Genomic DNA, 12,002 nt, shown 5'->3' on the forward strand with positions numbered 1-12,002 from the left:
CTATAACACCATTATTCTATCATTAAATTAATCAACACATTATTAAAACACAGCCTAAGTTTTTAATACCTTGTTGAGTACGGAAATGGAATTTGACCCAAAAACGCTCATTATCTGTATTCCAAAAGCTATAAGTATGTGAACCAAAGCCATGCATATTTCTAAATGAGGCAGGAATACCGCGATCACTCATGACGATGGTCACTTGATGGAATGCTTCTGGCAGCAAAGTCCAAAAATCCCAGTTATTGGTCGCCGAGCGCATATTGGTACGTGGATCACGTTTGACCGCTTTGTTCAAATCTGGGAATTTGCGTGGGTCACGTAAAAAGAACACCGGCGTATTATTACCCACCATATCCCAGTTACCTTCTTCGGTATAAAACTTTAGCGCAAAACCGCGAATATCACGCTCGGCATCAGCAGCACCGCGCTCGCCCGCTACTGTACTAAAGCGCGCAAACATTTCAGTCTGCTTACCCACTTCATTAAAGATATCAGCGCGGGTATATTTGCTAATATCATGAGTCACGGTAAACGTACCGAATGCACCTGAGCCTTTGGCATGCATACGGCGTTCTGGAATCACTTCACGAACGAAATTACCTAGTTTTTCATTAAGCCAAATATCTTGCGCCAATAATGGTCCACGCTTGCCGGCGGTGAGACTATTTTGATTATCGGCAACTGGTGCGCCATTTCCCATCGTTAATTGGGTCGGTGCGTAAGGACATTTTTTATCGCTCATATCATTGCTCATAAATCATACTCCTTTGAATAACAAATGGATTAAAGTATAAATTCTATTCTGAATACGCTTCTATTAATAGCTCCAGAATAGTTGTCATTTTTTCTGAAAAACGGCTGTTTTTATGCATAATAACCTGTCAGTGCAATATCGTTGCCTTGTTGATTGCTATTACAACTGATTAGCATCAATTTGTATAATAAATTAATCACATGCTTTCGTTTTGTTTTTCAGAATTACTAGTTTTTCAACTTATCCACATATAGTTAAAATACTTTAAAAACGCTACGATACTGCGGGTATAGTTTTTTTGCAGCCTCTGTCTGCGTAGGCACAGCAAGCAAGAAAAAACGGTACCTGCAGTACGTGATATAGCGATATTACTTCTCACTGACTATAGGTTTTATTCATAGGGTGGTTTTTGATAAGACAATTTTGATAGTACAATAAGAGCTGCCTACTCAATAGGTCTTAGCATTAACGCGGCATCGGACGGATGGTTAAAATCTGCTCACTGCGACCAAAAGGTCCATGCTCATCATGCAATACGGCACTGGTCAACCCTATTCCATCAGCGCCGTATTGTTGTACGGCTTCAATACCTAGCCAACGCCCTTGTGGTGCACGATGCATATGAATTTGCAAATCGGTATTAGGGAACATCCATTCTAAGTTTGATAAACCAAGACCGACGCGTGGCACGATGCCATTAGCGGTATCAGCCATGCCCAATAGATGTACCATATCATCGGTAGGCTCGCCTTCTATCATGTCGACATCATTGGTTACCCATACCATACCGCAACCTGAGCGGCGGTTTGGTTCTGCCACAAAACGCACGCTTTCAATAAAACCGCCTGGCCAGCCTTTCATATCCTCCCAAGCTGGCAAATCTTCAGGTTTATATACGGATTTTTTATCCTCAAGCCCCGCAATCGCGCTGGTATCTTGGGTCATCAGTCGCCAAGCACGAGCAATAATGGCGTCGCGGCCACGACTACTCATGACTGCCTCAATCAGCTCAATGGTCTTACCCGGACGAATACAGCGCGTGGTAATCGTGAAATCATCAAGCGGTATCAACCCTAAAATATCTAGGCTAATACGCGCAATGCGCATGTTCGCTTGTGGCACAAAACCTTTTAACTCAGCGGTGAGTATGCCTGTCGCTGGCGCCATATGTTGCTCATGCTCATTCCACGCGCCTTGTGCATGTTGGGTGGGCTGATAGTGCGCTACGCTACTGCCATCTTCTTGTTGTTCGCGTTTTATAAAGTTGTAATAAGCTGACATAACTATCCTTTTTTTATTGTGTACTTGTTATCGTTTACTGGGTAAGCGTTTGCTTTCTCATATTAAGCAATGTACGGCTCTTAGCCATTACAAATAATAGAATAACCCCAACAATAATGAGCCCACCTATTAAAAGACTGTAACTGTTCATAAATTGCACTATATTAAGAAAAAGCATGAATACCAACACTACAATCACAAACATATTGACTTTCAATTGTTTATTAATCTCATCAACAGTGGCCTCTGCCAGTACAAATCTTTTTTTCTGTTTTTTCATTCGGCTTTACCTAATTAATGCGCTGTACAAAGCACGCTTATTCTTACTTGCCAACTTGGGTTACTGGAATCCGCAATGCTTTGGGCAGACTAAAAGTTACATTTTCTTCAATCCCTGACAGCTCGCTCGGCAATTCACCGCCCCAATCCTGTAGCTGTTGTAGCACTTCTTGAATCAGCACTTCAGGCGCTGACGCGCCAGCCGTTACACCAATACTCTGCACCCCGTCTAACCAACTGCTGTTCATTTCATTAGCATTGTCGATTAAATAGGCACGGCAATTCATACGCTCTGCTAGCTCGCGCAGACGATTGGAGTTTGATGAGTTTGGCGAACCGACTACTAACACTACTTCACAGCGGCTGGCTAAATCTTTTACCGCGTCTTGGCGGTTTTGGGTGGCATAACAGATATCGTCTTTACGCGGACCTTGAATGCTGGGGAACTTTTCACGCAGGGCATCGATGACGCGCGCGGTGTCATCCATGGATAAAGTGGTTTGCGTGACAAAGGCCAAATGCTCCGCATTTTGTACGTTCAATACTTCAACATCGGCTTCGTTTTCGACCAAATGTATCTGCCCACCATGACGACGGTTAAAGCGCCCCATCGTACCTTCTACTTCAGGGTGCCCAGCATGTCCAATCAATACCGCATCCATTCCATCTTGCGCAAACTTAGCGACTTCGATATGTACTTTAGTCACCAAAGGACAAGTGGCATCAAACACCGTTAAATCACGGCGTTCTGCCTCATCTTCAACAGCTTTTGAGACGCCATGAGCGGAGAAAATAACAATCGAACCATCGGGCACTTCATGCAGCTCTTCGACAAATACCGCGCCGCGATTGGCCAAATCAGAAACCACAAACTTGTTATGGACCACTTCATGACGAACATAAATGGGTGGCTCAAAACGTGTCAATGCTTCGTTGACAATCGCAATCGCGCGATCCACACCAGCACAAAACCCACGTGGATTGGCAAGATAAATTTGCATAAGAAGGCCTATCATTAGATAATTTACAATCAAAGCTTAGATATAGCCAATCCTATATCAATCGGATACGGTGTCAGGCTCGCTTAGTCTACCAGTTGTAGTACTTGCACTCGCCTTCCTTGTATCCAAATTATATTGAATCAACCATACAAAATATTGGGATCAAAAGCTTTAATTCAAAAGTTGGGATAAAATCGATACCCTACTTTAGCATAATTTGCTTTTAAAGCAGTTTATAATGAGGTATCGATTACGATTTCTACTACCATACATGATGGTATTTTTTATTTTTACCAGCCTTTAGGACAAACTGTATGACAGGTTCATTATTTATTATCACTGCCGCTTCAGGTACGGGCAAGACCTCACTGGTAAAGCAGCTACTTGCCACGACCAATGACTTGACCGTCAGTATCTCACACACTACCCGAGCGCCGCGTCCAGGCGAGATTGACGGCCATCACTATCATTTTACCGATGTCGATAGCTTTGTGACAGCTATCGGTGCTGGTCAATTTTTAGAACACGCTGAGGTGTTTAATAATTATTATGGCACCTCAGAACAAAGCGTGCGGGCGCAGCTGGACGCAGGTGTCGATGTGATTTTAGAGATTGATTGGCAGGGTGCACTACAAGTCAAAAAAATATTTACTGAAGCGACGATGGTTTTTATTTTACCGCCAAGTCTTGCCACCTTACGTCAACGCTTATCGACGCGTGGGCAAGATACTATCGAGGTCATCGAGCAACGTTTGGCTGGTGCAGTGACTGAAATGGCGCAATACGTACATTTTGATTTTGTCATTATTAATGATAATTTTGAAGTCGCTTTGACGGAATTAAAAGCCATCATCGTGGCAGATAGACAGACCTTAAGTCGTCAACAGCAGCGTTATCATCGCACGATTACCAACTTGCTACATGCTAAAACAGAAGAGTAAGCGGTGTGCCAAAAGACATTATGGCTCAATTAAGCGTTAGATATAAAAAGCAACTACGCGACTGAGCAAAAAATGCTATAATATGTCGCTATCCCCCTTTATATTTTTGATATTATTTTTATTGAGTGGCGGGCAAGTTCCGTCGCTAATAAAAACAACCGAGGTAGCTATTTATGGCACGAGTGACGATTGAAGATTGTTTGGATAATGTTGATAATCGCTTTGAGCTGGTTTTGGTCGCAAGCAAACGCGCCCGTCAGTTAGCCAAAGGTATCGCTGAGCCTATGGTTGATGTCGATAACGACAAGCCAACGGTATTGGCATTACGTGAAATTGCTGCTGGTAAAATCACCCGTGATATTTTAAACCAGCCAGAGCATAATTTTGCAACGAGCTCATTAGATTTGGCTTTGTCAGGCGATCATAGTTTCTAACACATAGTTTCTAACACATAGCTTCTAATAATTAATTTCTAATAAACCGCTTGGATAGAGTTTATTATATTGAAGCTGAACACTACTTTTAGGTCAAAGTTATACTGACTGTTATATTGACTGACGATAGAGACCACAGCCTATGCTGTGGTTTTTTTAGTTATAATGATATTGAATTGACGGTTTTAGTCGCCATTTATATCTCAAAACCTACCGTTGAGTTAAAATTTCCAAAATTTTATAGCGCCTGCGCGCTTAGCAGTTGACATTGAATGCAATTTACGATTAATTAGAGGGTGATCTACCCAATTTTTGCTCTTAATCCCCCTTCAATAGTAGATCAGCATCTATTCAGTCACCATTTATCTTATCGTTATAAGTGGTCAAGTAGCTAGCTAGTGGAACACAGGATCGTCACTTTATGAGTCAAACCTTACCCAAGCTCAGTCATCATCTGGTCGATGACGCTCAATATAATTTACTCCGTTCAGTCGGTTATCTCACTGCTGCCGAACGTCGTGATATTGTTGATGCCTGCGAGTTCGGTGATAAAGCGCATATTAAAGATAAGCGTAAATCAGGGGAGCCTTATACCACCCATCCGATTGCGGTCGCCGAAATACTAGCTGGCTTTCGCTTGGATCGAGATACCGTTATTGCTGCTATTTTACATGATACGGTTGAAGATACTGATGTCAGTGACGAACAGATTGAACAGCGTTACGGCAAAGTAGTAGCCAGACTGGTCGACGGTGTGACCAAACTGAAATCATCGACGCATAACAAACAAGAAAATAAAGCCGCTACTTTTCATAAAATTCTAACAGCCACGCTTGCTGACCCGCGGGTATTAATTATTAAGCTTGCCGATCGACTACATAATATGTCGACGCTTGACGCTGTACGCCCCGAAAAACAGCGCACCACCGCTCAAGAGACACTAGATTTTTATGTGCCATTTGCGCGGCTGATGGGACTTAATGATATTGCCGATTATATTGAAGTGCTCTGTTATCGTAACCTTGATTCTGAGATGTATAACAAAATCTCTGATAAGCTGCTACAACACGGGCTTGGGCGTAATTTTCAAAGAGAAGCCATCCATCGCTATTTAAGCATTGTTTTGAATAACCTTCACCTTAATGGCATGGTGAAAGTCTTAGATAATCGCGTGGTTATCTTTCGTCAATTCTTCCGTAATCGTGGGGAAATTAATGCGCTGCTCCGCCATTATGCGTTTGAAATCGTCCTCGATAACATCGAAGCTTGTGACAAACTGGCTTATTATTTGATTAAAAAATATCAGATAGATGACAGTCATATCGCTGATAATATTCGCCGGCCACTACCTGGCGGCAATCAGTCGCTCACGCTTATCTATGAGCGTGATAATGATTTTGTCAAAGTCACGATTTTAACCAAGCAAATGCAAAGCGCGGCAAGGCTTGGTGTCATTGGTGCAGAACACGCTTCCGATGTTAGCCAGTCGGTTATTCAAGCCTCACTACGTAATATGAAAGACTTGGTCGATGAAGACAGCTTAAATGAAAATAGCCCCGATTTTTCAGCGGCGGTCTCTACCATTAATGAGTTAATGGATTATCTACATTCTAGCAAAATCATTTGCTACAGCCCGCAAGGCCGTGCCTATGAGCTATCACAAGGGGCTACTGCGCTAGACTTTGCTTATGCTGTCGGCCCTATGGTCGGTAACGTCGCGGTCGGTGCCAGTGTCGACGGCAAACCTGCAAAACTTGGTACCGTGGTCAAAAATGGTCAATTGGTTGAAATCGAAGTCAACAGCCACTCAGAGCCAAAAGCGGAATGGCTTGGGTTTGTAGTGACCAACAAGGCACGTGAAGAGATTCTGCGTTGGTTTAAAGACTTATCAACTGCTGATAAACAGCATCACGGCAGTCAAGCCCTAGATCGCGCGCTAAAAACCTATCAAAAAAGTCTCGATGACTTAACGGATAGTGATTGGAAAAACCTCATCGAATGGCGCGGCCTAACCGAAAAAGAAGCACTATTTGAGCAAATAAGCTCTGGTACGCTACTACCACAGCTGATAGTGACACGCTTGTTCAGCGATGAAGTCAGTGATTTACAAGCACAAGAGCACAGCAATGACATGACCCAGCCACAACAGCTGATAGTGAATACTTCTGGGGTCGAGCTAGACTTTGCTAACTGCTGTCACCCTATCTATGGCGACCCTATCGTTGGCCATTTATCCCGCCACGGTCTGGTCGTCCATCGACATAAATGCTTCTCACTAGACGAGATTCGTAAAGACAACCCCTATCAAGTCATCCAACTGCGTTGGCGCAATGACAATGCGGTCAAACAAGGTGAAGCTGGCGAGAACGATATAAAAAACAGCGGCAAAATTCGTTTTCCTGCTTATTTAAAGCTGTCAATTGCCCTCAGTGATGAACAAATTAGTGAGGTCATTTACCATCTGCGCCAGTTAAATATGGGGGTAGAAACGGTTGACGTGCGTAGCAGTGATACGATCATCCATATTGTGGTTCGTAGTCGCAATCATCTGGCTAAAGGTATTCGTGAACTACGCTCGTTACTTGGCTTCCCAAATATCATCCGTTTATATCAGCTATAAACTCAGTTAGAATAAGCGTGAAAGTCTCTGCTGCTTAAATATTATGTGAAAGCAGGGATATTTAATTTTTAGCTTTATAAAACTTTAATAGCATTAAAGTCTTCTGCTAACCTCTTAGCAAGTAGAGTCAGCACATCAAACACCAAAAATACTACAAGGATATAATATGAGCCGTCAAACCATTCAAACTGATAAAGCACCCGCAGCCGTTGGCACTTATTCACAAGCCGTCAAAGTTGGTAATACTGTTTATATCTCAGGTCAGCTGGGCTTCGACCCTGAAACTATGGAGTTAAGAGAGGGTTTTGACGCACAAGCCAAGCAAGTATTTGAAAACATTAAAGCCATCTGTGAAGCGGCTGGTGGTAGCTTGAAGAATGTGGTTAAATTTAATGTCTCATTGACCGACTTAAATGACTTTGCAGCATTAAACGAAGTATTCATGGCCAATTTAAGCGAGCCATATCCTGCTCGTGCTGCTGTTCAAGTAGCAGCATTGCCTAAAGGCGGTGTGGTTGAGATTGAGTCTATTTTGTATATTGAATAAGTCTATTATAGATGTTGCGTAAATATTAATATTTTAAGTTGAAGAATAATAAGCTTAGCATCATGCTAAGCTTATTGGTTTCTATCTGTTTATTTCATCTTACCTTAATCATTCTGCGAAGCCCTTTTATGTTGGTACAAGTTGCGTTGCCCGTACCCCTTTATCGGGTATTTGATTATAGTTTACCGGCAGATATCAATACTTTGTCGAATGACACATCAATACAGCCACCGCAAATTGGCAGCCGCGTCGAAGTATCGTTCGGTCGCCAAACGTTAATCGGTATCGTCGTCGCTCATATTGCTGAAACTGAGAGTAGCGTACCCCGCAACAAACTCAAACCTATTAATAAATGCTTAGATGCTGAGCCAATTCTAGGTGCCAGTATGTTAAAGCTGGCTCATTGGCTGGCGCGTTATTATCACTATCCTCTCGGCGATGTCTTAGCCGTTATCTTGCCAAGCTTAGTGCGTCAGGGCAAACCGCTAGATTTACTTATTACCCATTGGCGAATTTTGCCTCATATCACTGATGACGACTTTCGTGCCAATGCAAAAAAGCAAAAACAGCAGTTCGATATGTTAAAACTGCATGGTGAACACGGCGCGAGTGAAGATGTACTGCTTTTAGAAGGGTTGCAGCGCACCTTTTTAAAGACACTAGAAGATAAAGGGCTAATTGAGCGCTATATTCAGATAAAGCAAGCGCCAGCCCCTGTTAAACTCGCCACAATGCCGCTTGACCTCAACGAGGAGCAACAACTTGCCGTTGAGGCTATTGTTACCGCGCATAAATCTGAGTCTTATACAGGGTTTTTATTAAATGGCATTACCGGCAGTGGTAAGACCGAAGTCTACCTACAGGCGATGCAGGCGGTATTGGAAGCTGGCAAGCAAGTGTTAATTCTAGTGCCCGAAATTGGACTGACACCGCAAACACGCGCGCGGTTTGCCAGTCGCTTTGCCGCTAATATTGTCTTATTACATTCAGGTATGAATAATACCCACCGCTTACAGGGCTGGCAAGATTGCCGCACTGGTCATGCACAAGTCATTATCGGTACGCGCTCAGCAGTGCTCTATCCATTTGCAAACTTAGGGCTCATCGTCGTTGATGAAGCGCATGATGGCTCTTACAAGCAGCAAGATACGCTGCGTTATCATGCTGCTGATGTCGCGCTTTACCGAGGCCTGCAATATAATATTCCAGTTGTGCTTGGCACCGCCACCCCGTCTCTTGAGCATCTAAAACTGATCGATGATGGTAAGCTGGTGGAGTGTCAATTACAAACTCGCCCCGGTAATGCAAAGCCTGCAACCATACAGCTCATCGATGCACGCTTGCAAAGCACCCATCAGCAAACGACGGACAATGGCACGCGCTATGATACAGGGCTGACCGATGCACTTATCGGGGCGATACGACAAACCCTAGAAGCCGGTGATCAGGTATTGATATTCTTAAATCGTCGCGGCTATGCGCCAGTGTTATTATGCGAGGCTTGCGGTTGGCAGGCAGATTGCCCGCGCTGTGATGCGCATTTAACCGTTCACTATGGCAGCCAAGCTCAGCGGAGCAGTTATTCAAGCAACTCTTATTTAAAATGTCATCATTGTGACTGGCAGGCTTATATTCCGACGGCTTGCCCTGATTGTGGCAGTCAAAATCTCGATGCCAAAGGTATGGGTACCACAAGGCTCAGCGAAAACTTGCATGCAATTTTTGCCAACCCGCAAACCAGTAAAGAGCTGTATCCTATTATTCAAATCGATCGCGATACCACTAGGCGTAAAGACAGCTGGGAAAATATTTATCAGCGTATCAATGAAGGCACGCCTGCCATATTAGTCGGCACGCAAATGGTCGCCAAAGGTCATCATTTTCCCAATGTCACGCTGGTTTGCTTACCCAACGCTGATCGCGGCTTTTTATCCGCTGACTTTCGCTCGCCTGAACATACTGCCCAATTGATGATTCAAGTGGCGGGACGTGCAGGACGGGGAGACAAGGCAGGTCGCGTACTGATTCAAACGTTGCAACCCGATAATGAATTATTATTAAAGCTGGTCAAGGATGGTTATCTGTCGTTTGCTCGCGAATTGCTGCAAGAACGCAGGATGATGGGGCTACCTCCTCATAGCCATGCTGCACTGATACGCTGTGAAGGCAAAACTCTTGCCGCCACTACCCAAGCGCTAAAAGATGCGATTGCTAATCTACCAAATGGCCATAATTTGGCCGTGCTTGGCCCTATCGATGCACCAATGAGCAAAAAGAACAGCCGCTACCACGCCCAGCTTTTGCTGCTAGGTAAGAATCGACAGCAATTACACCAAGTATTAAGCCAATGGTGGCAACCCGTACTTGCTCTGCCAAGCGCTAAATACCTTAAGCTAACGTTAGATATTGACCCTGTCGGTTGGTAACTCTTAATGATCAGTTATTAAACGCTAAGTAAACCCTAAGAATGAGATATGTCATTTCACAGTGTTTAATGCCATTATAAAAGTCAATTTCACTTTCTATCATCCTGAGTGTTGCTATGAATCAGAACCATCAAGAACCTAAAAAAAACAGCCTTTCTCAGCAGAATGATTCGGCTAATAGGCATCAACACGTTCAGAAAAACGAGGAAAACAACTACTCTTCAGACACCCATCATGACCATGACGAACATTTAGAACAAACAGTCGCTCCGCGAGATACCAAAGGCTATCAACGCACCTTATTGTTTAGCTTTCTGATTATTACTGGCTATATGTTTGTCGAAGCCATTGGAGGCTTATTGACGGGCAGTTTAGCCCTACTGTCCGATGCAGGTCATATGCTAAGTGACGCGATCGCACTTGGCGCTACCTTGATGGCATTTAAAATCGGCGAAAAAGCAGCCACCCATCAAAAAACCTATGGCTACAAACGTTTTGAGATATTGGTCGCGACCGTCAATGGTGCGACGCTGGTTATTATTGCTTTAATGATTTTTTATGAGGCGATTAAACGTTTTAATTCACCGCCAGAGATTGCCAGCCAAGGTATGCTCATCGTTGCCACTATCGGCATGCTGGTCAATATCTTGGTCGCTTGGCTGATGCATCGCGGCAGCCGTAGTGGCGATGGACATAATCATGGTTCACATAAAGATAAACATGAGGCGAATGATGCCAAATTAACAAGCGACGCATCGGATAACAAACAGCCTGTTAATCTCAATATGCAAAGTGCCTACTTGCATGTATTGAGTGATTTAATGGGTTCGGTTGCGGCTATTGTAGCCGCGCTATTGATGATGAGTTTTGGTTGGGTATGGGCGGATGCGGCAGCATCAGTGATTGTTGCAATACTTATCATGTTTAGCGGTTACCGCGTGGTGCGTGATTCCGTACATATCTTAATGGAAGGTACGCCAGAAGGCATATCTTTGGTCAATGTTGAAGAAAAACTGCTTGCCCACCCACAGGTGCAGCAAGTTCATGACCTGCATGTTTGGAGTATTACCAGTGGTTTAAACGCCTTATCTTGCCATGTGGTGGTCGATGGTGAAATGAGTATCCACGAATCAAGCTTATTGATTGCCAGTCTGGAACAAAGCCTGCTTGAGCTTGGCATTCACCATGCCACGATTCAAGTCGAAAGCTCCTCGCATCCGCAAACCAATACCCATAGTGATGCCCTAGTTTGTGATATCTCAGAGCAAGCTGTTGAGGGCAATAGTCATATCGGGCACAATCATTAAAATATAAGGTAATAATAAATCTAAACCTCATCAATTATGGGTCAGGCCTAACCAAATCATAGAAATAGCATACTATAAGCCACAGTAACCACACTACTGTGCTTATCCAAATACCAAGACCTACCCCCAATAGACTTATTCTAATCCAGAAATCTAAGGCACCATCCATCACTTGCGGCAGATAAGCAGGCCCCATATTTGAGGCCATAACCAACCACAACCCAAGTATCAGCCCTACTCCTGCGCCAATAACTCTCAATATTATTCTAATAAAAACTTTCAATGAGTAACGCCTTTCATGATATTTGGTTAAAAATGCTAAACGCTTATTTATAAGAAATGATTTTGTAATATAGTCAGTTCAAAATAAAACTGTTATGGCCAGGACAAATATCATAAAATAATT

Annotated in this window: 9 protein-coding genes and 1 pseudogene; 6 read left to right on the plus strand and 4 right to left on the minus strand. The window is 43.5% G+C overall.

The genetic code is table 11. The annotated features are described in order from the left end of the window. Positions 1 to 55: 55 nt before the first annotated feature. The 4 genes and pseudogenes from EI162_RS11460 to ispH all read right to left on the minus strand — a co-directional run. Positions 56 to 748: pseudogene (locus tag EI162_RS11460) on the minus strand (catalase); the annotation flags it as partial. Between the two features lie 477 nt (positions 749 to 1,225). Beyond that, on the minus strand, positions 1,226 to 2,041 hold the full coding sequence (locus tag EI162_RS11465) for a thioesterase family protein (RefSeq protein WP_192524476.1): 816 nt from the start codon (positions 2,039 to 2,041) through the stop codon (positions 1,226 to 1,228). A 34-nt stretch (positions 2,042 to 2,075) separates the two neighbouring features. After that, on the minus strand, positions 2,076 to 2,321 hold the full coding sequence (locus EI162_RS11470) for a hypothetical protein (protein WP_192524477.1): 246 nt from the start codon (positions 2,319 to 2,321) through the stop codon (positions 2,076 to 2,078). A 43-nt stretch (positions 2,322 to 2,364) separates the two neighbouring features. After that, positions 2,365 to 3,321, minus strand: coding sequence for a 4-hydroxy-3-methylbut-2-enyl diphosphate reductase (gene ispH / locus EI162_RS11475; protein ID WP_192524478.1), 957 nt, complete (start codon positions 3,319 to 3,321; stop codon positions 2,365 to 2,367). A 314-nt stretch (positions 3,322 to 3,635) separates the two neighbouring features. On the opposite strand from ispH, the gene gmk reads away from it, so the two are divergent. From gmk to EI162_RS11505, 6 genes are all read left to right on the plus strand, one after another. Beyond that, positions 3,636 to 4,262 (plus strand): guanylate kinase, encoded by a 627-nt coding sequence (gmk, locus tag EI162_RS11480; RefSeq protein WP_192524479.1) that lies wholly within the window; start codon positions 3,636 to 3,638, stop codon positions 4,260 to 4,262. 173 nt (positions 4,263 to 4,435) lie between these two features. After that, positions 4,436 to 4,696: a DNA-directed RNA polymerase subunit omega gene (rpoZ, locus tag EI162_RS11485; protein ID WP_192524480.1), complete on the plus strand. Its 261-nt coding sequence runs from the start codon at positions 4,436 to 4,438 to the stop codon at positions 4,694 to 4,696. A gap of 421 nt (positions 4,697 to 5,117) precedes the next feature. Further along, positions 5,118 to 7,316, plus strand: a complete 2,199-nt coding sequence (locus EI162_RS11490) for a RelA/SpoT family protein (protein ID WP_192524481.1) — start codon at positions 5,118 to 5,120, stop codon at positions 7,314 to 7,316. A 166-nt stretch (positions 7,317 to 7,482) separates the two neighbouring features. Then, positions 7,483 to 7,863 (plus strand): RidA family protein, encoded by a 381-nt coding sequence (locus EI162_RS11495; RefSeq protein ID WP_192524482.1) that lies wholly within the window; start codon positions 7,483 to 7,485, stop codon positions 7,861 to 7,863. A gap of 62 nt (positions 7,864 to 7,925) precedes the next feature. Then, positions 7,926 to 10,289 carry a primosomal protein N' gene (locus EI162_RS11500; protein ID WP_192524483.1) on the plus strand — a complete coding sequence of 788 codons (2,364 nt, stop codon included), beginning with the start codon at positions 7,926 to 7,928 and terminating at the stop codon, positions 10,287 to 10,289. Positions 10,290 to 10,405: 116 nt separating this feature from the next. After that, positions 10,406 to 11,596, plus strand: a complete 1,191-nt coding sequence (locus EI162_RS11505) for a cation diffusion facilitator family transporter (protein WP_192524484.1) — start codon at positions 10,406 to 10,408, stop codon at positions 11,594 to 11,596. Positions 11,597 to 12,002: the final 406 nt, after the last annotated feature.

It is taken from the genome of Psychrobacter sp. FME6 (assembly GCF_014861365.1).
GTDB lineage: Bacteria > Pseudomonadota > Gammaproteobacteria > Pseudomonadales > Moraxellaceae > Psychrobacter.

Coding starts and splice junctions, on each gene's coding strand:
- EI162_RS11465 (WP_192524476.1), bottom strand. CDS start 2,041: ATGTCAGCTTATTACAACTTTATAAAACGCGAACAACAAGAAGATGGC.
- EI162_RS11470 (WP_192524477.1), bottom strand. CDS start 2,321: ATGAAAAAACAGAAAAAAAGATTTGTACTGGCAGAGGCCACTGTTGAT.
- ispH (WP_192524478.1), bottom strand. CDS start 3,321: ATGCAAATTTATCTTGCCAATCCACGTGGGTTTTGTGCTGGTGTGGAT.
- gmk (WP_192524479.1), top strand. CDS start 3,636: ATGACAGGTTCATTATTTATTATCACTGCCGCTTCAGGTACGGGCAAG.
- rpoZ (WP_192524480.1), top strand. CDS start 4,436: ATGGCACGAGTGACGATTGAAGATTGTTTGGATAATGTTGATAATCGC.
- EI162_RS11490 (WP_192524481.1), top strand. CDS start 5,118: ATGAGTCAAACCTTACCCAAGCTCAGTCATCATCTGGTCGATGACGCT.
- EI162_RS11495 (WP_192524482.1), top strand. CDS start 7,483: ATGAGCCGTCAAACCATTCAAACTGATAAAGCACCCGCAGCCGTTGGC.
- EI162_RS11500 (WP_192524483.1), top strand. CDS start 7,926: ATGCTAAGCTTATTGGTTTCTATCTGTTTATTTCATCTTACCTTAATC.
- EI162_RS11505 (WP_192524484.1), top strand. CDS start 10,406: ATGAATCAGAACCATCAAGAACCTAAAAAAAACAGCCTTTCTCAGCAG.